Raw genomic sequence first — 21,419 nt, 5'->3', positions numbered from 1 at the left:
GGCAATATTTTAGTGCATGATGCAAAGAGTCAGGTTTTCAACTATTTTTATGATGCGAAAAGACATACAATACGCGCATTCTAGTAGAGCGAAAATTCATGAAGTCCCCCAAAGTCGGTTTTGTATCTTTAGGTTGTCCTAAGGCATTGGTAGATTCTGAACGTATTTTAACCCAGTTAAAGACTGAAGGTTATGACGTCGCTTCGGATTATGACGGTGCTGATTTAGTTGTAGTAAATACCTGTGGTTTCATTGAATCCGCAGTGCAAGAATCGCTAGATGCGATTGGTGAGGCGATGAGCGCGAATGGTCGCGTGATCGTAACAGGTTGTCTAGGTAAAGACGAAGACAAGATTCGCCAAATGCATCCCAATGTCCTGAAAGTGACAGGTGCAGCGGCATATAAAGAAGTTATGGATGCGGTTCATCAATACGTACCTGAGCCGCCAAAACACAATCCATTTATTGATCTGGTTCCAGAGCAAGGCATCCGCCTGACGCCAAAACACTATGCTTATCTGAAAATATCTGAAGGCTGCAACCATCGTTGTACTTTCTGTATTATTCCAAGCATGCGTGGCGATCTGGTTTCACGTCCAGTTGGTTCTGTGCTTGAAGAAGCTGCAGCGCTGAAACGTGCCGGTGTAAAAGAAGTACTCGTGATCTCCCAGGATACTTCTGCTTATGGCCTGGACACGAAATACAAGCTGGATTTCTGGAATGGCCAGCCGGTTAAAACCAAATTCTATGACATGTGTGAAGCATTAGGTCAGTTGGGAATCTGGGTGCGTTTGCACTATGTTTACCCGTATCCGCATGTAGATGCAGTAATTGACCTGATGGCACAAGGCAAAATCCTGCCTTATCTGGATATTCCATTCCAGCACGCAAGTCCAAAAATTCTCAAACTAATGAAACGACCTGCGCACAGTGAAAATACACTGGAGCGTTTGAAAATCTGGCGTGAGAAATGTCCTGATCTGGTGTTGCGTTCAACATTTGTGGTGGGCTTCCCGGGTGAAACCGAAGAAGACTTCCAGATGTTACTGGACTGGTTGAAAGAAGCCCAGCTGGATCGTGTGGGATGTTTTACCTATTCGCCAGTTGAAGGTGCGACAGCAAATGATTTGCCAGATCACGTTCCTGAAGAAATTAAACAAGAGCGTTATGAGCGTTTCATGCAGGTTCAGCAAGAAATCTCGGCAGCCAAACTCCAAAAACGTATCGGTCAGACCATGACTGTGCTGGTAGATGACCTGGAAGACGAATTCCCGGTAGCGGTTGCGCGTTCTTATGCAGATGCACCTGAAATTGATGGCAATGTTTTTGTTGAAGATATCGATAAAAGCGTCATTAAGGCAGGGGATTTACTTGAAGTCGAGATTACCGATGCAGATGAATACGATCTGTACGCAAAACTCATTTCAATCAAGTCTGCTTAAGATTTTGAATTAAAAAAATTTAAATTGAATACTTTGGAGTTTGATGATGTTGGATTCTAAAAAGCCACGCTTTGGTCGCATCCTGTTAAAGCTTTCTGGTGAAGCGCTGGCAGGCAATAAAGACATGGGGATCGATGCACAAGTGCTCGATCAGATGTCACTTTCTATTGCGCACCTCGTGGGTTTAGGCGTACAAGTAGGTATTGTTGTGGGTGGTGGTAACCTGTATCGCGGTAGCCAGCTACAAAAAGATGGTCTAGTTGGTCGTGTAACTGGCGACCAGATGGGTATGCTAGCAACAGTCATGAACGGTTTGGCACTTCGCGACGCTTTGGTGCGCCGTAATATTAAAACCCGTTTAATGTCTGCATTGCCAATTGGTGCCGTGGTTGAGTCTTACTCAAGCCGTGATGCAATCCGTCACCTGACTCAGGGTGAAGTGTGTGTATTCGTGGCAGGTACAGGTAATCCGTTCTTTACGACAGATACAGCTGCCTGTTTACGTGGTATTGAAATCGAATCAGACTTGATCTTGAAAGCGACCAAAGTTGATGGCGTATATAACAAAGATCCAAGCAAATATGATGATGCGGTTAAATATGACACATTGACTTTTGACCAGGTTCTGGACGAAAAGCTGGGTGTAATGGACTTAACTGCAATCTGTTTATGTCGTGATCACAACGTGCCGCTACAAGTATTCGATATGAATAAATCTGGCGCATTGCTTTCCGTTGTGATGGGTGAAAAAGAAGGGACTCACGTTACCAATTAATGACGTGAGCACCAAAGCACTTTATACTACACGCTAATTTAGTAATAACCTCTTTTCAAGAATTAAGTAAGGAAGATCATATGATTAACGATCTTAAAAAAGACAGCGAAGACCGTATGAACAAAACTCTAGAATCTCTAGAGCATGGTTTTGCAAAAGTTCGTACCGGTCGTGCGCATCCATCAATTTTAAATAACGTGATGGTTTCTTACTATGGTTCAGACGTTCCATTGAACCAGGTGGCAAACGTAGGTGTTGAAGATTCACGTACTTTGTTAATCCAGCCTTTCGAACGTTCAATGGTTTCTGCAATTGATAAAGCGATTCGTGAATCTGATTTGGGTCTAAACCCAATTACAGCAGATGCGATTCGTGTACCGATGGCTGCGTTGACTGAAGAAACGCGTCGTGACATGCAAAAAGTTGCGCGTAATGAAGCAGAAAATGCCAAAGTAGCGATCCGTAACATTCGTCGTGATGTATTGGGCGATATCAAAGCTTTGTTGAAAGAAAAAGAAATTTCTGAAGATGAAGAGCGTCGTGCTGCTGACGAAATCCAGAAAATTACCGACAAATTTGTTGCTGAAGTTGACAAGCGCTTGGCTGCGAAAGAAGCTGAATTGATGAAGGTCTAATTCATCGATGACCGTTGCTGAAGAAAATCCCCGTCTTCCGAAACATGTTGCCATCATCATGGATGGCAACAATCGTTTTGCCAAAAAAAATCAGATGCAAAAAGGTGATGGACACCGTGAAGGAAAAACGGTTCTGGATCCGATTGTTGAACACTGTAAAAAAAGAAATATCCAGGCTTTAACTGTATTTGCCTTTTCAAGTGAAAACTGGAATCGTCCACAGTTTGAAGTTGAATTGCTCATGAAATTGCTGGTTGATACCATTCATGAACAATTGCCCCGCATGGAAAAATTCAATATTGCCTTACGCTTTATCGGTGATCGCAGCCGTTTGTCCCCAGAATTACAGGGACTTATGTTGCATGCCGAAGAAAGGACTGCTAATTTCAATAGTATGACACTCACTATTGCAATCAGTTATGGTGGTATGTGGGATATGGCACAAGCTGCACAGCGAATTGCCAGCGATGTTTTAACAAATAAATTAGATCTTGATGCAATTAATACTGATGTATTTGGTCAATATGTCAGCCTCGGTGATTTACCTGCAGTTGATCTGCTGATTCGTACGGGTGGAGATTTCCGTCTTTCGAATTTCCTGTTGTGGCAGGCAGCCTATGCAGAGCTTTATTTCACTGAGACGCTATGGCCAGAATTTACCGTTGAAGAACTTGATGATGCACTTGCCGTATTTGGTGGGCGTGAACGTCGTTTTGGTAAAACATCAGAACAGATTCATCAGGAAAAACTTGAGAATTAATACATGTTTGAGCGGATTATAACCGCATTGGTGTTGGTAGCAGTTGTACTGAGCTGTATGTTTGCTACCGAATCACATTATCCAATGTTTGTATTGATGGTTCTTGCTGCTGGGGTGGCCGGCTATGAGTGGTTCAAACTCATGCCGCGAAAATTTAAACATGTCATCAAACCTGTTGCTTGGGGATATGGAGTGCTCACTGCGGCACTTTCAGCTTTGGCATTGTATTTTGCCGAAGTTGCCTTATTGTTATGGGTAGCTTCTATAATTACCTGGTTGCTCAGCATTTACTGGGTTAAAACCTATCCTGAATATGATGGCTGGTACAACGCCAGCCTGCACGGAATCGGCGTAGTTCTGATCTCTGCTGCGGTTACTGCAATTTTCTCTGTCTGGCAAAGTTCACCGTGGTGGCTGATGTACCTGTTTTTACTGGTATGGGGCGCAGATAGTGGTGCATATTTTGTGGGTCGTAAATTCGGCAAGAAAAAGTTGGCGCCGAATGTTAGTCCCAACAAATCGGTAGAAGGGTTGTATGGCGGTATCGTTACCTCAATGCTGATTGTAACGGCAGTCGCCTTGCTTTATCTGGATATGACCTGGCCAGAACTAATTTTATTCCTGATTTTATCTGTCGTTACAGTATTTAGTTCGGTACTGGGTGACCTGTTTGAATCCATGATCAAACGTCGTGCCGGTATTAAGGATTCAGGTCGAATTTTGCCAGGACATGGCGGAGTACTGGATCGTATTGATTCTTTGCTTGCTGCAGCTCCAATCTTTGCAGCAGGTATGGCTGTTTTAAAACTTATTGGTGTAGATTTATAAATGTCACAAGCAGTTTGTATACTGGGTGCTACAGGTTCCATTGGTCAAAGTACTTTAAAAATCTTGCAGCGACATCCTGAAGCATACTCGGTTTTTGCTGTGACCGCGCAAAGTCGTATCGAGGAGCTGGTTGAAATTTGCCGGCAATACTGTCCTAAAGTGGTGGTGGTGCCGGCTGAAAAAGTAGATGAACTTTCAAAACTACTTCAGCAACACCATTTATCTGATATTGAAATTCTGCAAGATGAAGCCGGTTTAATCGCTGTGGCTGAACACGCGGATGTTGATATCGTTATGGCGGCAATTGTCGGTGCTGCAGGCTTGTTGCCGACATTGGCTGCAGTGAAAGCGGGTAAACGCGTACTGCTGGCCAATAAAGAAGCCTTGGTGATGTCAGGTGACATCATGATGCAGGCAGCGCGCGATCATGGTGCCTTATTGCTTCCCGTTGACTCCGAACATAACGCGATTTTCCAATGTCTGCCACCGCATTATTTTGAGGCAGAGCGTCATGGCAAGCCCAAACTGGGTGTATCCCAGATTCTGCTGACCGCGTCGGGTGGGCCGTTTCTGAACCACAGCATACAGCAACTTGAAGAGGTCACACCTGCCCAAGCTTGCAAGCATCCTAACTGGTCCATGGGTCAAAAAATTTCAGTCGATTCTGCTACCTTGATGAATAAAGGCTTAGAATTGATCGAAGCCTGTCATTTGTTTGCAGTTCAAGAACAATTTGTTACAGTTGTTGTGCATCCACAGAGTATTATTCACTCCATGGTTCAATACGTTGATGGTTCGACTTTGGCACAAATGGGTAATCCGGATATGGGCACGCCTATTGCACATGCTTTGGCATGGCCTGAGCGTATTAGTACGCATGTGGCGCCACTGGATCTGTTTATGCATTCACAACTTAATTTTCAAGAACCGGATATGCTCCGTTTCCCTGCATTAAAATTGGCCCGTCAGGCCATGCAGAGTGGCGGAATTGCACCGACAATTTTAAATGCGGCCAATGAAATTGCAGTTGCTGCATTTTTAAATCAACAGATCAGATTTACCCAAATTCCTCAGGTAGTTGAGCACGTCCTAAATCAGATGGACAATCAACCCGCACATGATCTGGAGGCTATCTTGCAAGCAGATCAAATGGCGCGAGGTTTATCACAGCAATATGTTGTGAATAAAGGAAGTTAAGATATGAATGCCTTGTTTATGATTGCCGCTGCAATTCTCTTACTCGGTCCCTTAATTGCGATTCATGAGTTCGGTCACTATATTGTGGCGCGTAAACTGGGCGTTAAAGTATTGGTCTATTCCATTGGATTTGGGCCAACATTATTAAAATGGACCTCGAAAAAATCCGGAATTCAGTATCAATTGTCTGCCTTGCCTTTGGGTGGCTATGTCAAGATGCTGGATGAACGCGAAGGTAATGTCTCTGAAGAGGACTTACCCAAAGCCTTCAATCGTCAGCATCCGTGGAAACGAATCGCCATCGTGGCAGCGGGACCATTAATCAACCTGATTTTTGCAGTTCTTCTATTCTGGGTGTTATTTTTACCGGCACAAGAACAGCTCAATACCCGTGTAGGCAAAATTTTACCAAATACGCCTGCTGCAACCGTACAAATGCAGCCGGGCGACAAAATTGTAGCTGTGGATGGTACTCAGGTGGAAACCTGGGAAAAACTCAGTTATGCCTTGGTGGATCGTGTTGGTGAAACTGGTGTGGTTTCTATTCAGGCAGATCGCGCTGGTGAAAACAAATTGTTCCAGTTGCCGATTCAAAACTATTTAAAAGATCAAAGTCAATCGCCACTAGAAAGCCTGGGTTTCTTGCCTTATCGGCCAGAAATTCCGGCAGTGATCAGCAAACTGAGTGAAGATGGTGCAGCCATCCGTCAAGGTTTGAAAGAAGGCGACAAGATTCTGGCCATTGACGGCGTTCAGATGAAAGACTGGTTTGATGTGGTGCAGGTGGTACAGGCATCTCCAGAAAAATTACTGAAAATGGATGTACTACGTGCAAATCAGGTGGTTCAGCTAGAAGTCATGCCACAAGGCAAACGTGACAATATGGGCAATGTGACCGGTATGCTGGGTGTACAAAGTGATCCGGGTAAAATGACCATTCCTACAGAATATAAACAGACCATTCATTACTCGCCAGGCGAAGCACTGGTAATGGCATTTGATAAAACAGCACATTTATCTTCGATGATTCTGAACTCGATCGTCAAAATGGTACGTGGCCTGATTGGCCTGGATAATTTATCAGGTCCAATTACCATTGCCAAAGTGGCAGGACAAAGCGCAGAAATGGGCTGGGAAACTTTTATTTCCTTTATGGCGCTAATGAGTGTAAGTTTAGGAATATTAAATCTACTGCCTATTCCAATGCTTGATGGCGGACATCTGGTTTACTATTTTGTTGAATTAATTCGTGGTAAACCTGTTTCCGAACAAATACAATTGGTTGGACTAAAAATTGGTATGGTACTGCTCGGCAGTATGATGCTTCTGGCATTATTTAATGATTTTATGCGTTTATAACAACGTAAATGGAATAAATTAACAGCGGAAAAGACTGGCATGCAGCACACACATTTATTTATGCCTCTGGCACTCGTTAGTGCAATGGCAGTAGCACAACAAGTATATGCAGCAGATGAATTCATTGTACAAGATATAAAATTTGATGGATTAGTACGTTTAACTCCTGACAATGTGTATGGCCTAGTGCCGATTAACAGTGGTGATCGGGTCAATGATCCAGTCATTGCCAATGCAATTCGTAGCATGTATGCATCAGGCCTGTTTGATGACATTAAAGCCGTTCAGCAGGGCAATACCTTGGTTTTCCAAGTTGTTGAACGCCCGGTCATTTCGAAAATCGAATTGAAAGGCAATAAGCTGATTCCTAAGGAAGCACTTGAAGATGGCCTGAAAAAAATGGGCCTGGCTGAAGGCGAAGTGCTGAAAAAATCAGCGCTGCAAACCATTGAAACTGAACTTGAACAGCAATACATGCAGCAAGGTCGTTATGATGCCGATATTACGGTCACTACCACGCCTCGACCAAATAACCGTGTTGAATTGCTAATTGATTTTATTGAAGGTAAAGCGGCCAAAGTTTTTGATATCAATATTATTGGTAATACCGTATTTAAAGAATCTGATATCAAGCAGGCCTTTGCAGTAAAAGAAAGTGGCTGGAGCTCGGTCATTTCGCGTAATGATCGTTATGCACGTGAAAAGATGGCGGCAAGTCTTGAAGCTTTGCGTGCCATGTATCTGAATCGCGGTTATATCAACTTTAATATTACCAATTCCAGCCTTAACTTGAGTGAAGATAAAAAGAATGTTTTTATCGAAGTTTCTGTGGATGAAGGCGAGCAATTTAAATTTGGTCAAACCAAATATTTAGGTGATGCACTTTACAAGACTGAGGAATTGCAGGCTTTACAAATCTTCAAAGAAGGCGAAACTTATTCGCAGGAAAAAGTTAACGCGGTTAAGCAGTTATTGCAGCGTAAGTATGGTAACGCAGGTTATTACTATGCAGAAGTCAACATCGTTCCTCAAATTAACAACGAAACCAAACTGGTTGATCTAAATTATTATATTAATCCAGGTCAGCAAGTCACGGTGCGACGTATTAATTTCACTGGGAATACGAAAACCGCAGATGAAGTACTACGTCGTGAAATGCGCCAAATGGAAGGTGCACTTGCAAGCAATGAAAAGATTGACCTGTCTAAGGTCCGTCTGGAGCGTACCGGTTTCTTTAAAACTGTTGACATCAAACCCGCACGTATTCCGGGTGCGCCAGATCAGGTGGACTTGAATGTTGCGGTTGAAGAGCAGCATTCAGGGACCAGTACTCTTGCAGTTGGTTTCTCGCAAAGCGGTGGTGTAACTTTCCAGGCAGGTTTAAGTCAGACCAACTTCCTGGGTACAGGTAATAGTGTTTCAATCGATTTGTCGCGTTCTGAAACGCAAGATTACTATAACTTGAGCGTGATGGACCCGTACTTCACCATTGATGGTGTGCGTCGCGGCTATAACATGTATTACCGTAAAACTAAGCTTGATGATGACTATAACGTCAACAACTATGTAACGGATAGTTTTGGTGGTGGGATTAACTTTGGTTATCCAATTGATGAAAACCAGAGTGTCAGTCTTGGTCTGAATATTGATCAGACAGATGTTACGACTGGGCCTTATGTTTCTACTTATGTTGCGGATTATCTAGAACGCAATGGTGGTAGAGAAACACGAAGTGGTGAATATTGTCCACAAAATCCAATTAAAGATGCTAATGGTCAAATAACGGGTTATGAACCTTGTACGGCTCCTATTTCATATGGTCAAGAATTTAAAGGTGAGTTTTTTACCTATAACCTGAACTTAGGCTGGTCATATAATACTTTAAACCGCCCAATGTTCCCTACAAATGGTATGTCACATCGAATCAATGGTGAAATTGCATTGCCAGGCAGTGATGTCGAGTATCAAAAAGTCACTTATGATGCTCAGGCATTCTTCCCATTAGGCAAGGATTTTGTTCTGCGTGGTTATGGTAAGTTGGGTTATGGTAATGACCTACCATTCTACAAGAATTTCTATGCAGGTGGTTTTGGTTCGGTTCGTGGTTATGAAAATAGTACATTAGGTCCTAAATATCCAGGTGTATATTTCTCTGATACAGGTCAAACGGATCCTTCTCCTGAGGAAGTAGGTGGTAATGCACTAATTCAATTTGGTACCGAATTAGTGCTTCCAGTACCATTTAAAGGGGATTGGGCACGTCAGGTTCGTCCAGTCATCTTTGCTGAAGGTGCACAAGTGTTTGATACCCAATGTGATGTATCAAATGAAAATATTTTCGTTAATGGCACTTCAGTAAATGGAAAGCAGTACTGTAAAGATAACTTCGGTTTCGATGCAGATAATATGCGTTATAGCGTGGGTGCTGGTTTCACCTGGATCACCATGATTGGCCCATTATCACTTAGCTATGCTTATCCGTTGAATAAAAAAGATGGTGATGATACTAAAAACATCCAGTTCGAAATTGGACGTACTTTCTAAAATCGGTTTGACCTAGAAACTAAATTTTGCTCATAAAGCCTTCAGGTTTTGTGAGCAAATTTTTTTGAATGAGTAAGAATATGAAAAAAATGATGATGGCAATGAGCCTGGCTTTGGCAAGTGTTGCACCTTTAACTCAAGCGGCCAGTATGGGGATAATTGACTTGGAGCGTGTGGTTGAAGGTAGTACTTATCTGAAACAACAAAACACGGCGTTTCAGCAAAAAATTCAGCCACAAACCACCAAAATTGAGCAACTCAGCAAAGAGCTGGAAGCTTTGCAGCAACGTGCTCAATCCAATACCAAGCTCAGTGAGACTGAAAAACAGAAAATGTCTGCGCAATATCAGACTAAGCTTCAAGAATTAAATCAGTTACAACAATCTGTACAGACGAATGTTCAAAGCTCGATTCAGCAGATCCGAACTGTATTTGATGGACGTGTAAAGCAAATTGCTGAACAATTGCGTAGAGAAAACAACCTCGATGTGGTTTTAAATAAAAATTCAGCACTTGCTTATGATGCTAAATATGATTTAACTGATAAAATGATTCAAAAGGTTAATGCAATTAAATAATCAATGAATCATCAACAGCTTCAGTTAGCTGATCTCGCTCGCCTGGTTCAGGGCGAGTGCATAGGTCAGACAGATTTGCGTTTGAGCGCTTTGGCCAGTCTTGAACAGGCAACCTCACACGATCTGGCATTTGTGAATGCCGATAAATATGTAGAGCAGGCCAATCAAAGTCAGGCAGGTGCTTTAATTGTCACGGCTGAACTAAAACAACAGATAACCTCACATCAAAACTTTATTGTTGTGGCAAATCCCTATCTGGCTTTCGCGATTCTGACGCATGTATTTGAGAAAAAACATCGCCAGCGTGGCATTGAGAGTACTGCTCAAATTCACCCTTCGGCAGTGATTGCGGACGATGCTTATATTGGTCATTACGTGGTGATTGGTGAGCATTGTGTCGTGGGTGCGAATACGATTGTTCAGGCGCATGTGCAGATCGATGATGATGTCGAGATCGGTCAGGACTGTTTTATTGACTCACATGTGACCCTCACCGGCGCAGCAAAAATTGGTAATCGGGTGCGTATTCATGCCAATAGCGTGATTGGCAGCGAAGGGTTTGGTTTTGCGCCTTATCAAGGGAAATGGCACCGTATTGCGCAATTAGGTTCTGTACGCATTGAGGATGATGTGCGTATTGGGTCAAATTGTAGCGTAGACCGTGGTGCACTGGATGATACGATTTTGCAACAGGGTGTGATCATTGATAATCTTGTGCAAATCGCGCATAACGTTAAAATTGGTGCACATACCGCCATTGCTGCAAAAACTGCCGTTGCAGGAAGTGTTTCAATTGGCAAAAACTGTATCATTGGTGGTGCCTCTGCGATTTCTGGACACTTGAATATTGCCGATAATGTGACGTTGACCGGAATGTCAATGGTGACAAATAATATTTCTGAAGCTGGAAAATATTCATCGGGGATTGGTCTGTTTGAAAACCAGAAATGGAAACGTACTGTGGTTCGCCTCAGACAATTAGCAGATGTGCCATTGACCCAGGTGATCAAACGACTAGATCATATGCAATCTCAGATTGAGTCCATTGAATCAACATTTAAGTTGCGTAAATAATTATGATGACAGAGTCGAATTTGCCTACATTCACGAAGCCTGAATTGCCAATGAATATTCAAAAGATTCGTGAATATTTGCCCCATCGCTATCCATTTTTGTTGGTTGATCGCGTCGTCGAAATTACCGATAATGGCATTGTTGGTTATAAAAACGTCTCAATTAATGAAGAGTTTTTACAAGGCCATTTTCCGAATTATCCGATTATGCCGGGTGTACTGATTGTTGAAGCGCTGGCACAAATCTCTGGAATTCTGGGTTTTGTGATGAATAACGAAGTGCCAAGTGAAGGTTCTTTGTTCCTGTTTGCCGGTGCGGAAAAAGTTAGATTTAAAAAACAGGTGGTTGCAGGTGACCAATTGGTTTTAAAATCTGAATTAGTGATGCAAAAGCGGGGCATTTACAAATATAATTGTATTGCCACTGTAGATGGCGTCGTCGCAACAACCGCGGAAATTATGGTTTCGCATCAAAAAGTCGAGCAGGCATGAGCAATAATCCCCTTATTCATCCAACTGCCATTATTGACCCGTCAGCAGTCATTGCTGCTGATGTAGAAATTGGCCCATATTGTATTATCGGGCCAAATGTCACTATTGGTGCGGGTAGCAAACTTCATTCACACGTGGTGGTGGGTGGCTATACGCGTATAGGTGAATATAATGAAATTTTCCAGTTCGCCAGTGTAGGCGAGGTGTGCCAGGATCTGAAATATGCCGGTGAAGAAACCTGGCTTGAGATTGGCGATCACAACAAGATTCGTGAGCATTGCAGTCTGCATCGTGGCACGGTTCAGGATCAGAGCCTGACCAAGATCGGTAGTCATAACCTGCTCATGGTCAATACTCATATTGCACATGACTGTATGGTTGGGGATTATAATATCTTTGCCAATAACGTCGGTGTGGCTGGACATGTCCATGTCGGGGACTACGTTATCATTGGCGGAAACTCGGGCATTCATCAGTTCTGTAAGATTGATTCTTATAGCATGATTGGTGGTGCATCACTAATTCTGAAAGATGTACCGGCCTATGTCATGGTTTCAGGTAATCCTGCGCATGCATTTGCCATGAACATTGAAGGTATGCGTCGTAAAGGCTGGTCGAAGACCGTAATCAGCGGTTTACGTGATGCCTTTAAACTGATTTATAAATCAGGTTTAACAACTCAGGAAGCAATCGAGCAGATCCGTACAGGAATTTTGCCGGAAGTGGCTGAGGTGCAGCGTTTAATTGATTCTCTTGAACAGTCGAAGCGCGGCATTGTGCGCTAGATGTTTGAGGTAATAAAAAAGACACCCTATGGTGTCTTTTTTATTTTAGAAATTTCTATTTTACTTAAGAAACTTTATTTCCTCAGCTTTCGGATAATTCTTCAAGAGCTTTGTTTTATATTGCGAAGCAAGCGTAGCATTCTTTTCAACATCTTTGCTGATGTTATAAAGCTGATACAGGGCAGTGGAGGCTTTCGTAGAATTTGGATAGCGATCAACGACAATCAGATAATTACGTTTGGCTTCATCAAATTTTGGTGGGTCAATTGCCAGATTGAATTCCGCTAACCAGAAATAGGCATTGCTGATATAAACGCTATTCGGATTGTTTTTAATAAAGTTTTGCATGGGTGCAATGGCTTTGGCTGCACCGCCATTTTTATAAGCATCTAAAGCCACGGTGTAAGCTGCCTTTTCTAGCTCAGCAGGTTGCTGTCCGCTGCTTGCTGTATTGACCTTATTTGCGTCTAGGCTGGGTGCAGTATCCTGTGGGTTTTCCTCCGTTGGATTGTCTTCAGCAGGTTCAATTTTTTGTTGCAATAGTTCAAGGCGCTGATCAAGATCGGCATAACGATTGGTCAGTTCATTCTTGAGCCGTTCAATCTCATTTTCCTGTTCTTCCATTTTACCGCGCAAAATCCGCAGGTCATTTTCGAGTTGCTGGTTCTTTTGCATGATTTGCCAGCTGGTATTGGTTTGAACTGCTGGAGTTGCACCAGCCGCAATTGCTGCTGGGGTATTTACTGTGGTTTGATTCGTAGCTTGACTCAAGCCACGCGATTCAATCGGAATATTGGCAAATAGAGGCGTGGTAAAGAGTGCTGTCACTGCACACAATACGGTCTTTTTAAACATCATAAAATTTCCATAATTCTTTGTGAGATGCGGATCCGCTGCTCATCTTTTCAAAGTAGATCATTCATATACATTGCACACATTAAAAACGGCATTTTTAGAAAATGCAACAAGGTTTTACAAAGATCATGTGAATCTGAGTGTTGATGGATTGATTGTGAAGATCCCTTAAAAATCAGCAGAAATATCAATATTGTTTTTAAAATAATCAAACGGATAGCTTGAAGGATGATTTTAGGAAACAAGGCTTGCAACTTGATTAAAAATCTCTATACTCTGTTTTTGTAATGGTAGCCCTGCTGGTTACTTCGCAATTGTACTCTATGAACCCCGCCAGGACCGGAAGGTAGCAACGGTAATAGAACTATGATGTGCCGGAGCTTTGCTGGTAGGGTTGCCACCATATTCTTATTATTATAATAACAATGCAAATTCGCAGTTTTCTATTCTCAAATATTATTCCTTTTTCAATGTCGTCAAATAGCGCTATCTTATTATTTTAATGATTAAATCATCATTATCTTTTGCCGTGCTTTATTTTATTTTGCAGCTAATATTGAATTAAATATCCAATATGTTTATACGTGTATTAAGGCTTTCAAAGAATATAAGACTTAGTCTTTTGCTTTACGGTTAATCGCCTTGATAATCGCATCCATTTCAAAACCACGATACATTAAAAAACGGATCTGTTTGGCTTTGAGCTTGGGGTCTTTAGTAACTTCAGTCCCATATTTTTTGACTTTTAGTTCATAGGCTTGCTGCACCCAATCAGTTTCCTTGAGTTCCTCTGAAATCAGGGCAGCATCAATCTTTTTGCTCTTGAGTTTCATTTTAATTTGATTGGGACCTTTACCTTTACGCTTTTGACTCGACAACATGGTTTCCGCCACGCGCTGATCACTTTGATAGTTCTCACGGGACAGTTCTTCAACCAGGTTAATAACTTCATCACGATGCTCTGCATAGAGGGCTAGTTTCTCTATCAGTTCGGCTTTGGAATATTCCTTGCGCGTCAGTACGGCAAAGGCATAAGAACGTAAGCGTGAGCCTGTCAGTCCCGGTTTTTTCTCATCCTGAGTTGGGGTAGAGGAAAATAAACGCTCTTCGGGATCAAATTCAGGAGCGTCTTGGATCGCAGTTTTTGCAGGTTGAGCTTGATCTTCAGCATCACCAAATTGCTGTTTTAAAGTTTCATAATCGAGCAGTTTGCTGAATTTCACGTCTGACATGATTCTCTCGGATTTTACGTTCCCTATATAATAACAAAACGCCCCGGAGGGCGCTGTGTCTTGACGTTTAAAGATGACGCATCTAATAAGATCATGCATCTAAAAAGTCAGGTTCTTCCTTGCTATCGTCTTCTTCAACAACCACTGCTTTAGTCAGAAGCTGGTCGCGAATCAGTTTTTCAATCGTCTGAGCCATTTCTTTATGTTCTTCCAGATAACGGATGGTGTTGTTCTTACCTTGGCCAATTTTGTCGCCTTGATAAGAATACCACGCACCAGCTTTCTGCACGATTTCTTGCTGTACAGCAAGATCGATCAATTCACCCAGATGGTTCACGCCTTTACCGTACAGAATCTGGAATAAAGCTTCTTTAAATGGAGGCGCCATTTTGTTTTTCACAACTTTGACTTTGGTTTCAGAACCAACAATCTCGTCACCTTCTTTCACTTGTCCAATACGGCGAATATCCAGACGTACAGATGCATAGAATTTCAGTGCGTTACCACCAGTCGTGGTTTCCGGGCTACCGAACATCACGCCAATCTTCATACGAATCTGGTTAATGAAGATCACCATACAGTTTGAGCGTTTGGCATTACCAGTAATTTTACGTAATGCCTGGCTCATCAAACGGGCTTGCAGACCCATATGCGAGTCACCCATTTCGCCTTCAATTTCGGCACGTGGTGTCAATGCAGCAACAGAGTCGACAACGATCATGTCGATAGCGCCAGAACGCACCAGCATGTCTGCAATTTCAAGCGCCTGTTCACCGTGATCGGGTTGCGATACCAGTAAATTGTCGATATCTACGCCCAGTTTGCGTGCATATTGAGGATCAAGCGCATGCTCGGCATCGATAAATGCACATGTACCGCCTGCTTTCTGACACTCTGCAATGGCTTGCAATGTCATTGTGGTTTTACCTGAAGATTCAGGACCATAGATCTCGACGATACGACCTTTTGGCAAACCACCAATACCGAGTGCAATATCCAGCGTTAAAGAACCTGTAGATACAGCTTCAACTGCCTGAACGGTATTGTCACCAAGACGCATTACTGTATTTTTACCAAACTGTTTTTCAATCTGGCTTAAGGCAGCATTGAGCGCCTTGTTTTTATTCTCATCCATCTTACAACCTCAATACGATGTCACTAAGTTAGTACTCAAGTGGATGTCTTAAATTAGAGCTTTGTTCCACAGGCGTATAGTGACAGAATTTTCCCTAGTGTTCTATAAATGTCAGCGCATGTACGACACATTCTGACGCTTGAATTTAATCGTCATTATACGACCATGACTGATCAAAACTCTGACTATTTTCATTTTTAAATTTACTGATATCCCGACGATCTTTCTTGCTTGGACGATGGTCAGGACGAGCTAGATTATGCAACTTTCTTTGTGACGTAATCAATTCCCGGCGCGCAATACTGACTTCCGTTTCTTCATACAGTTTTTGTGCCACGGGTGCAGGTCCACGAACATCAGAAAGTTCCTTAACCAGCACGGTTTTTTTGTCGATGCCTTGCTGAATCGTCAGTTCCATACCAACACGGACTTCGCGCGATACCTTGACACGTTCACCATTGTGATGGACTTTGCCACCTTCAATCGCATGTTTGGCAATCGAGCGGGTTTTAAAAAACCGTGCTGCCCACAGCCATTTGTCTATACGCATGCCTACCGCATCTTCGGGTAAAGACGATTTACGCATATTTCTTTTCTACCTCAGCCTGATTTAAATGAGTGATTAAATCTGTTAATTGGTGCAGCATCGGGTAATTACAAGTCTGACGTGCTACTTTGGCTGAAGAGGGCTGCTGGATGCTGAACAGGTTCTGAATACCATAGGCTTGGGCCCCATTCAGGACTTTTTCAGTATCATCAATAAAATAAGCATTTTCCGGATCAAATGGATGCAGTTCATTCAGGCCTTGCCAGAATTCAATAAATTCTTTGGCATGCCCAATCGTTTCTGAACTGACAATCACATCGAAATAATCCCTTAAATTCAAGTGATCCAGTTTAAAGGCCAAGCCAGCACAGTCAGCATTGGTGGCCAGCCAGATCGGGTAGCCATTATTTTTAAGATAATCCAGCAATTCGAGACAATGAGGGCGTAAGGCAACTTTATCTTTATGTTCAATTTGCATCGCCAGAACATCGACTTCGACTTTAGCCGTCCAGAAGCGTGAAGAGTACCAGTTTAAGGTATGATTATGTTCCTGATAGAATGCATAGAGTGTTGCCTGGCTGTGTTCCAGGCTACAGCCATGTGTGGCAGCATAACGCACAGGCAATAACTTGTTCCAGATGAAATCATCGTAGGCAAGATCAAGTAAAGTGCCATCCATATCGAAAATTATAGTCGGCTTTTGCATTCAAGATTCTCCAAAGTTTTTCAAAGTTCAACAAAGCATATAGAAAAGCTTTAGATTCAATAGAATTACTCAATTTTCGCGTTTATTAACGACAATCAAATAATTTCAAAGTTCAACAAAGTCATTTACCTTTCAAGAAAAAATATGTACATATGTGTGTACATAATTTTGCTCTGCCTGAATATGTACAGAGTATAGAACATTTGGACTGGAAAATTTAAATGGCTTTAAGTGATAGTTGGCTCAAATCCAACAATGGGAAACCGCGTGAAAAAGTTGAGGTGGTGACGGATCGGGATGGCCTGTCAGTTCGAATTACACCTAAAGGCAAGATCGTCTTTCAATATCGCTATCGTTTTGGCGGCAAGGCGAAAAGACTGGACTTAGGGACCTATCCTTTACTCAGTTTAAAAGATGCCCGGGTAGAGGTACATAAATATAAAACTGAACTCGACCAGGGCAAAGATCCGATGCAGCTTAAACTGAAAGGGGAAAGCGACTATCTGAAACAGCTCACAGTCAAAGACATTTGCGATCTCTGGTTTAATACGGTGGCCATTCATAAAGTCTCGTACAAGGATGATTATCGGGCCTTCGAGTTGCACGTTTATCCGCGTATAGGTAGGCGGATCTGTGATGACGTATCTTTGCAAGAGTGGTCACAATTGCTTTTTGATATTGCTGCAGATGCTAAAACCGTATCGATCAAGGTGCTAGGCAATTTAAGAATGATCATGCGTTGGGGATGCATTCACGGAAAATTACAGCATCAGCCTATTCAGCACTTGAGAGCAGCGGATCTAAACGTGAAGAAAGTGAAACGGTCGCGTTATCTTTCAGAACAGGAAATATTCTGGGTAGTGCATGCTTCACTGAGATCCAATGCCATATCACCAAAAAACAAAGCCATTATTATCATGCTGCTGTTCTTTGGTTGTCGTGTATCAGAATTAAGGCTGGCCAAGAAGTCGGACTTCGATTTTCAGGAAATGATCTGGCACGTACCACCAGAGAATCACAAGATGGGGGACCGTACCCATAAGCCGATTATCCGGCCGATCATTCCGCAAATTGTGCCATTTCTTAAATATGTATTCTCACTCTCACCAGATAGCTGTGAATATGCTTTCCCGAACTTAAAAGGCAAAGCCTATACCATGCTGGCCAAAAGCTTTCAGACCACTATCCCTGTATATGTGAATGAGAATGTGCGTAAACGTTTTGGTGTGGAGATCCAGCACTGGACCACACATGATTTACGCAGAACAATGAGAACGCATATATCCGAACTGGCACCACCGCATATCTGTGAAATTATGCTTGGCCATGGTTTACCTGCAGTGTGGGGGACTTATGATTTACACGAGTATTTAGATGATCAGGCGCAGGCTTATGAAAAGTGGTTCTTCAAGCTCTGCGCCATATTGGACAATTACGAGCGCTTTGATATCAAAGGCTGTATTTCAAGTGATTCAAGCAATCCGTTGTCTCTTTCCCAGGCATCCACGGCTTTGATCCCGTAACGGCTGCTTGAGCGCCCATGTGCTTTGATCACTGGTTCAGGAAAATCCTTTTTATTGCGCCAGTTGATCAAAGTGCCTTTTGTTACCCCATAACGCTTTAGTAACTCAGGCGTTGAGATATATAAAACCATCAAGACACCTCCTTTAAACTTTTCACCACAGATTCCGGTAAACCAAACACATCCTTAAAAGCCTTATCAAATTCACCACTAGCAATAAATTGATCGATGCAGTTTTCCGGCTTCTGATGCTGAGCGATGTAGCTGCTCAATGCCTGATATATACCGTTTGAATTTCCCTTAGTTACACCGACATGAATCTTGTCACCGATATTCTTAACTGAAAATCCAACATTAAGGTTTGAAGCATCAATGATTTCCATAAATGGCACGAATTCGTCCTGATTAAAAATCAGATCAAATGGCATTTCTTTATGCAGCTCATCACAAACATAATTCGCCAATTGAAGTTTGGTTAATTGAATTTCAGTCATTGGCTGGCTCTCCACGAATAATTTTCACAGTAGCCGATCTACCATCAACGCAATTAAGGGTGATGTTTAGATCATTTTTTCCATCATCCTCCCAGGTGAAAGTTTTAATTTCAGCACCCGTTGGCTCTATGCCTAAGGCTTCCAGTCCGGCCTTAAATTCAGCCATGTGATCAGCCATTTCCTGCAAGCAAACATGGATGCGATCAGATGGGATTTTCAAGAAGTCGCCAATCGACTCAATTTTGTAGATGTTAGTCATTGGTTGGTTCCTGTGCTTTAACTTCACCACTCAACTTTTCATAAATTGACTGAAGCAAGTTATTAGCGGTTCTTTCTGTATTGCTCAAACCATTATCAAAATAGCAATCAATATCATGAAGTATTGAATTGACATCCAATTGAGCCGGCACCGCTTGGGCCTTAGCTTCCTGAGCTTTCACACCTAAACAGTAGGCATAGAATAAGTGAGGCTTCATTACTTCCCACTGACACTTGATAGAATTAGCTACCATAAACCCAAGTGTTTTGACATCTTCTTTAAATGCTCCTTCGATTGTATTGTTGATAGCTTTGTCAAATTCTGGTCTTAATGCACTATCCATTTGAGCCAATATTTCTTCTTTAATATCCATCACGCCAAATCCTCTAAAAATTCTTTTCCGTGTTCCAGGTACTGGCCTAAGAACGTTTTAAATACCGGCTGACAAGGTTTATTCATTTGCAGTCCGATGATCTCAATCTGTTTGTGCTTCGGCTTCCAGGCTGTCATGTGGTCGCCACGATTCACGCCACGATATCCGTTTTTAACCAGCCAGTTTCTAAACGGAATCAATAAATTTAATGGGATAACTTTCATAATTTATTCCTGTAGACCACACCCGGAGGCGTGGCCATATCCGTATTATTTATTTGGGAACATATCCATCTGATCTTCGATCAATTTCTTTTTTTGCTGGTAGGCTTGCAGTAATTCCTGTTGATGCTCACTGGTCAAGTTCGGCTTCGCTGCATTCATTTGCTGGGCGACTTGTCGAAGATCTTCACCGTTCTTGGCATCAGAGATCAGTAGGATAAGACCGCTTTTAACTGACCCACTTTTGAGAGGATCTACAGCTGGCGCTTGTGATGCCTCAAACTTGCCGCGTACTTGCTCAATGTTTGCTTGAAGGTACTGGAAGTCTGCCTGAGTCAAAGCATTGTCATTTTCGATCTGTTCTTCGATATCCAGAACGTCAGCCAGTGATTTCGCTGTATTTAAGGCTTTGGCATATTCCTTTTTCATTTCCGTAGAGCTGGGTTGTTTCTTTTGCTGTACCAGTGCTTCGGCTTCTTGCTGCAGGCGCTTCAACTCATCAACGCTTAGTTCGCCATCAGCCACCGTATTTGATGCCTCAGTTTCTGGAACCAAATATTCTTGAGCTCGTGCATTGATCTGTCTCATAAGATCTTCTTGCTGGTCGATATTCAAACCATCTTCATTAATAACTTGAACGCGTAAATCAGCAAATTCCGAATCTTTGGTGCAGTTTTTTAAGCTCTCAGTAAATTTTTCTATAAGCTTCACGTCTTTGGATTTAGTCACACGCTTTGGCTTTTCTTCTGCAGGTGCATCTGTGGCAACTTCTTTCACAACATTCTGCTTAATACTGTCCAAAGTTTGCGGTGCTGTATTCACTGGCTCAGGTGTTACGTCAATGATTGATTCAAGTTCTTCTTCTTGTGTGCGGATACCCATCAGCACTTCTGGTGCATAGATCCGGCCAAAGAAAGAGGCAGCACGATAGCGAAGCATCTGCTCAGGCATGGTTTGCCATTTAGATCCGTTCTTTTGGTACCAGCCTTCTTTAACTGCCATTTCCATCGATATTTCTGCAGATTCAAGACGCTCACCTGTACCGGCTTCAATTGCCCAGGCTTTACATACAATGTTACGCAGTTTAATCGTGTGAACTTTTTCCTCTGGTAAGCTCTTGCGAGCACGCTCATTCCACTTCCAGTCTTTAGTGGTATAGGTCACTTCAATTTCACCACGATCTTCCATTTCAAAGCGAAGCGGTGAATATTTGCCAGAAGTATTAATAGCACCAATAACAAACTGAGATGACCAGGCTGGACGACCTTCAACAATGTAAAGGTTTTGCATAATCATCAGCGGATCTGCACCCATGCGATTAGCCATGTTCAGTGCAATTACACAGTTGGCCAAGCCGTTTGGATTTGGTTCTGAACGATATAACCAGTTGCCGTTCTGGTCTTTACCATCTTTGATTTTCAATGTATCGCGGTAAACTTCCGGCACCATGGTTGAGGCTGCAAGCATCTTGGCAATACGCTGTGCCAGTTCAAAGCCTTCAAGTGAAGTAAGGCCCACTTCAACCGGTTTAGGTGCAGCATGAGCAGCTTGGCGAGAAGTACGAAGTTGTTCAGTTGTCATTACTTGAGAAGTCATGGTGTTATTCC

Annotated in this window: 24 protein-coding genes and 1 other RNA gene; 14 read left to right on the top strand and 11 right to left on the bottom strand. The window is 42.5% G+C overall.

Features of this window, described 5'->3' with window-relative positions; all coding sequences use genetic code 11:
• Positions 1 to 98 precede the first annotated feature (98 nt).
• The 12 genes from rimO to lpxA all read left to right on the top strand — a co-directional run bounded on the left by rimO (position 99) and on the right by lpxA (position 12,468).
• Positions 99 to 1,442 carry a 30S ribosomal protein S12 methylthiotransferase RimO gene (gene rimO, locus F890_RS09315; protein ID WP_005263068.1) on the top strand — a complete coding sequence of 448 codons (1,344 nt, stop codon included), beginning with the start codon at positions 99 to 101 and terminating at the stop codon, positions 1,440 to 1,442.
• 46 nt (positions 1,443 to 1,488) lie between these two features.
• Positions 1,489 to 2,217: a UMP kinase gene (gene pyrH / locus F890_RS09310; RefSeq protein ID WP_004279886.1), complete on the top strand. Its 729-nt coding sequence runs from the start codon at positions 1,489 to 1,491 to the stop codon at positions 2,215 to 2,217.
• 80 nt (positions 2,218 to 2,297) lie between these two features.
• Positions 2,298 to 2,852, top strand: a complete 555-nt coding sequence (gene frr, locus F890_RS09305) for a ribosome recycling factor (RefSeq protein WP_004279885.1) — start codon at positions 2,298 to 2,300, stop codon at positions 2,850 to 2,852.
• Positions 2,853 to 2,859: 7 nt separating this feature from the next.
• Complete coding sequence (uppS, locus tag F890_RS09300) at positions 2,860 to 3,612, top strand: polyprenyl diphosphate synthase (protein ID WP_004646714.1); 753 nt, start codon at positions 2,860 to 2,862, stop codon at positions 3,610 to 3,612.
• Positions 3,613 to 3,615: 3 nt separating this feature from the next.
• Positions 3,616 to 4,440, top strand: a complete 825-nt coding sequence (locus F890_RS09295) for a phosphatidate cytidylyltransferase (RefSeq protein ID WP_004279883.1) — start codon at positions 3,616 to 3,618, stop codon at positions 4,438 to 4,440.
• A complete protein-coding gene (ispC, locus tag F890_RS09290; protein ID WP_005266614.1) occupies positions 4,441 to 5,637 on the top strand; it encodes a 1-deoxy-D-xylulose-5-phosphate reductoisomerase in 1,197 nt (398 codons plus the stop codon).
• 3 nt (positions 5,638 to 5,640) lie between these two features.
• On the top strand, positions 5,641 to 6,996 hold the full coding sequence (gene rseP / locus F890_RS09285) for an RIP metalloprotease RseP (protein WP_005266613.1): 1,356 nt from the start codon (positions 5,641 to 5,643) through the stop codon (positions 6,994 to 6,996).
• A gap of 39 nt (positions 6,997 to 7,035) precedes the next feature.
• The gene (bamA, locus tag F890_RS09280) at positions 7,036 to 9,540 is read left to right on the top strand and encodes an outer membrane protein assembly factor BamA (RefSeq protein ID WP_005266611.1); all 2,505 of its coding nucleotides are present in this window, start codon (positions 7,036 to 7,038) and stop codon (positions 9,538 to 9,540) included.
• An 80-nt stretch (positions 9,541 to 9,620) separates the two neighbouring features.
• Positions 9,621 to 10,118, top strand: a complete 498-nt coding sequence (locus F890_RS09275; protein ID WP_005266609.1) for an OmpH/Skp family outer membrane protein — start codon at positions 9,621 to 9,623, stop codon at positions 10,116 to 10,118.
• Positions 10,119 to 10,121: 3 nt separating this feature from the next.
• Complete coding sequence (lpxD, locus tag F890_RS09270) at positions 10,122 to 11,192, top strand: UDP-3-O-(3-hydroxymyristoyl)glucosamine N-acyltransferase (protein ID WP_005266607.1); 1,071 nt, start codon at positions 10,122 to 10,124, stop codon at positions 11,190 to 11,192.
• A gap of 5 nt (positions 11,193 to 11,197) precedes the next feature.
• Entirely contained in the window at positions 11,198 to 11,683 is a 486-nt protein-coding gene (gene fabZ, locus F890_RS09265) for a 3-hydroxyacyl-ACP dehydratase FabZ (protein ID WP_026055766.1), read from the top strand.
• Positions 11,680 to 12,468 (top strand): acyl-ACP--UDP-N-acetylglucosamine O-acyltransferase, encoded by a 789-nt coding sequence (lpxA, locus tag F890_RS09260; RefSeq protein ID WP_005266605.1) that lies wholly within the window; start codon positions 11,680 to 11,682, stop codon positions 12,466 to 12,468. Before fabZ ends, lpxA begins: the two co-directional genes overlap by 4 nt.
• 60 nt (positions 12,469 to 12,528) lie before the next feature.
• Here the strand turns inward: lpxA and F890_RS09255 are convergent, their stop codons facing one another.
• Positions 12,529 to 13,326, bottom strand: coding sequence for a tol-pal system YbgF family protein (locus tag F890_RS09255; RefSeq protein WP_005266603.1), 798 nt, complete (start codon positions 13,324 to 13,326; stop codon positions 12,529 to 12,531).
• Between the two features lie 294 nt (positions 13,327 to 13,620).
• Between F890_RS09255 and ffs the strand changes: the two genes are divergently transcribed.
• Positions 13,621 to 13,717, top strand: an RNA gene (gene ffs, locus F890_RS18150) — signal recognition particle sRNA small type.
• 220 nt (positions 13,718 to 13,937) lie between these two features.
• Here ffs and F890_RS09250 read toward each other — a convergent pair.
• The 4 genes from F890_RS09250 to F890_RS09235 all read right to left on the bottom strand — a co-directional run bounded on the left by F890_RS09250 (position 13,938) and on the right by F890_RS09235 (position 16,943).
• The gene (locus F890_RS09250; protein ID WP_005266601.1) at positions 13,938 to 14,555 is read right to left on the bottom strand and encodes a regulatory protein RecX; all 618 of its coding nucleotides are present in this window, start codon (positions 14,553 to 14,555) and stop codon (positions 13,938 to 13,940) included.
• A 91-nt stretch (positions 14,556 to 14,646) separates the two neighbouring features.
• Positions 14,647 to 15,690, bottom strand: coding sequence for a recombinase RecA (gene recA / locus F890_RS09245; RefSeq protein WP_004279873.1), 1,044 nt, complete (start codon positions 15,688 to 15,690; stop codon positions 14,647 to 14,649).
• Between the two features lie 145 nt (positions 15,691 to 15,835).
• Positions 15,836 to 16,276 (bottom strand): RNA-binding S4 domain-containing protein, encoded by a 441-nt coding sequence (locus F890_RS09240; protein WP_005096718.1) that lies wholly within the window; start codon positions 16,274 to 16,276, stop codon positions 15,836 to 15,838.
• Entirely contained in the window at positions 16,269 to 16,943 is a 675-nt protein-coding gene (locus F890_RS09235; protein WP_005266600.1) for an HAD-IA family hydrolase, read from the bottom strand. The genes F890_RS09240 and F890_RS09235 overlap by 8 nt, the downstream gene beginning before the upstream one ends.
• A 221-nt stretch (positions 16,944 to 17,164) precedes the next feature.
• On the opposite strand from F890_RS09235, the gene F890_RS09230 reads away from it, so the two are divergent.
• Positions 17,165 to 18,466 carry a tyrosine-type recombinase/integrase gene (locus F890_RS09230; protein WP_005266599.1) on the top strand — a complete coding sequence of 434 codons (1,302 nt, stop codon included), beginning with the start codon at positions 17,165 to 17,167 and terminating at the stop codon, positions 18,464 to 18,466.
• Here the strand turns inward: F890_RS09230 and F890_RS19060 are convergent.
• From F890_RS19060 to F890_RS09200, 6 genes are read right to left on the bottom strand one after another with little or no spacing between them, the layout of a single operon-like run.
• Positions 18,376 to 18,597: a hypothetical protein gene (locus F890_RS19060; protein WP_005251506.1), complete on the bottom strand. Its 222-nt coding sequence runs from the start codon at positions 18,595 to 18,597 to the stop codon at positions 18,376 to 18,378. The two genes, F890_RS09230 and F890_RS19060, sit on opposite strands and share 91 nt — an antisense overlap.
• Positions 18,597 to 18,959 (bottom strand): hypothetical protein, encoded by a 363-nt coding sequence (locus tag F890_RS09220; protein WP_005266598.1) that lies wholly within the window; start codon positions 18,957 to 18,959, stop codon positions 18,597 to 18,599. Before F890_RS09220 ends, F890_RS19060 begins: the two co-directional genes overlap by 1 nt.
• Positions 18,952 to 19,218: a hypothetical protein gene (locus F890_RS09215; RefSeq protein ID WP_005266597.1), complete on the bottom strand. Its 267-nt coding sequence runs from the start codon at positions 19,216 to 19,218 to the stop codon at positions 18,952 to 18,954. The genes F890_RS09220 and F890_RS09215 overlap by 8 nt, the downstream gene beginning before the upstream one ends.
• Entirely contained in the window at positions 19,211 to 19,591 is a 381-nt protein-coding gene (locus tag F890_RS09210; protein WP_005266596.1) for a hypothetical protein, read from the bottom strand. The genes F890_RS09215 and F890_RS09210 overlap by 8 nt, the downstream gene beginning before the upstream one ends.
• The gene (locus tag F890_RS09205; protein ID WP_005266590.1) at positions 19,591 to 19,815 is read right to left on the bottom strand and encodes a hypothetical protein; all 225 of its coding nucleotides are present in this window, start codon (positions 19,813 to 19,815) and stop codon (positions 19,591 to 19,593) included. The genes F890_RS09210 and F890_RS09205 overlap by 1 nt, the downstream gene beginning before the upstream one ends.
• A gap of 45 nt (positions 19,816 to 19,860) precedes the next feature.
• A complete protein-coding gene (locus F890_RS09200) occupies positions 19,861 to 21,408 on the bottom strand; it encodes a recombinase RecT (protein WP_005266588.1) in 1,548 nt (515 codons plus the stop codon).
• Positions 21,409 to 21,419: the final 11 nt, after the last annotated feature.

This window comes from Acinetobacter sp. CIP 64.7, assembly GCF_000369745.1.
GTDB lineage: Bacteria > Pseudomonadota > Gammaproteobacteria > Pseudomonadales > Moraxellaceae > Acinetobacter > Acinetobacter fasciculus.
Note: the sequence above shows the minus strand (reverse complement) of the source record. Positions and strands in the feature narration are given on the sequence as shown.

Coding starts and splice junctions, on each gene's coding strand:
- rimO (WP_005263068.1), top strand. CDS start 99: ATGAAGTCCCCCAAAGTCGGTTTTGTATCTTTAGGTTGTCCTAAGGCA.
- pyrH (WP_004279886.1), top strand. CDS start 1,489: ATGTTGGATTCTAAAAAGCCACGCTTTGGTCGCATCCTGTTAAAGCTT.
- frr (WP_004279885.1), top strand. CDS start 2,298: ATGATTAACGATCTTAAAAAAGACAGCGAAGACCGTATGAACAAAACT.
- uppS (WP_004646714.1), top strand. CDS start 2,860: ATGACCGTTGCTGAAGAAAATCCCCGTCTTCCGAAACATGTTGCCATC.
- F890_RS09295 (WP_004279883.1), top strand. CDS start 3,616: ATGTTTGAGCGGATTATAACCGCATTGGTGTTGGTAGCAGTTGTACTG.
- ispC (WP_005266614.1), top strand. CDS start 4,441: ATGTCACAAGCAGTTTGTATACTGGGTGCTACAGGTTCCATTGGTCAA.
- rseP (WP_005266613.1), top strand. CDS start 5,641: ATGAATGCCTTGTTTATGATTGCCGCTGCAATTCTCTTACTCGGTCCC.
- bamA (WP_005266611.1), top strand. CDS start 7,036: ATGCAGCACACACATTTATTTATGCCTCTGGCACTCGTTAGTGCAATG.
- F890_RS09275 (WP_005266609.1), top strand. CDS start 9,621: ATGAAAAAAATGATGATGGCAATGAGCCTGGCTTTGGCAAGTGTTGCA.
- lpxD (WP_005266607.1), top strand. CDS start 10,122: ATGAATCATCAACAGCTTCAGTTAGCTGATCTCGCTCGCCTGGTTCAG.
- fabZ (WP_026055766.1), top strand. CDS start 11,198: ATGACAGAGTCGAATTTGCCTACATTCACGAAGCCTGAATTGCCAATG.
- lpxA (WP_005266605.1), top strand. CDS start 11,680: ATGAGCAATAATCCCCTTATTCATCCAACTGCCATTATTGACCCGTCA.
- F890_RS09255 (WP_005266603.1), bottom strand. CDS start 13,326: ATGATGTTTAAAAAGACCGTATTGTGTGCAGTGACAGCACTCTTTACC.
- F890_RS09250 (WP_005266601.1), bottom strand. CDS start 14,555: ATGTCAGACGTGAAATTCAGCAAACTGCTCGATTATGAAACTTTAAAA.
- recA (WP_004279873.1), bottom strand. CDS start 15,690: ATGGATGAGAATAAAAACAAGGCGCTCAATGCTGCCTTAAGCCAGATT.
- F890_RS09240 (WP_005096718.1), bottom strand. CDS start 16,276: ATGCGTAAATCGTCTTTACCCGAAGATGCGGTAGGCATGCGTATAGAC.
- F890_RS09235 (WP_005266600.1), bottom strand. CDS start 16,943: ATGCAAAAGCCGACTATAATTTTCGATATGGATGGCACTTTACTTGAT.
- F890_RS09230 (WP_005266599.1), top strand. CDS start 17,165: ATGGCTTTAAGTGATAGTTGGCTCAAATCCAACAATGGGAAACCGCGT.
- F890_RS19060 (WP_005251506.1), bottom strand. CDS start 18,597: ATGGTTTTATATATCTCAACGCCTGAGTTACTAAAGCGTTATGGGGTA.
- F890_RS09220 (WP_005266598.1), bottom strand. CDS start 18,959: ATGACTGAAATTCAATTAACCAAACTTCAATTGGCGAATTATGTTTGT.
- F890_RS09215 (WP_005266597.1), bottom strand. CDS start 19,218: ATGACTAACATCTACAAAATTGAGTCGATTGGCGACTTCTTGAAAATC.
- F890_RS09210 (WP_005266596.1), bottom strand. CDS start 19,591: ATGGATATTAAAGAAGAAATATTGGCTCAAATGGATAGTGCATTAAGA.
- F890_RS09205 (WP_005266590.1), bottom strand. CDS start 19,815: ATGAAAGTTATCCCATTAAATTTATTGATTCCGTTTAGAAACTGGCTG.
- F890_RS09200 (WP_005266588.1), bottom strand. CDS start 21,408: ATGACTTCTCAAGTAATGACAACTGAACAACTTCGTACTTCTCGCCAA.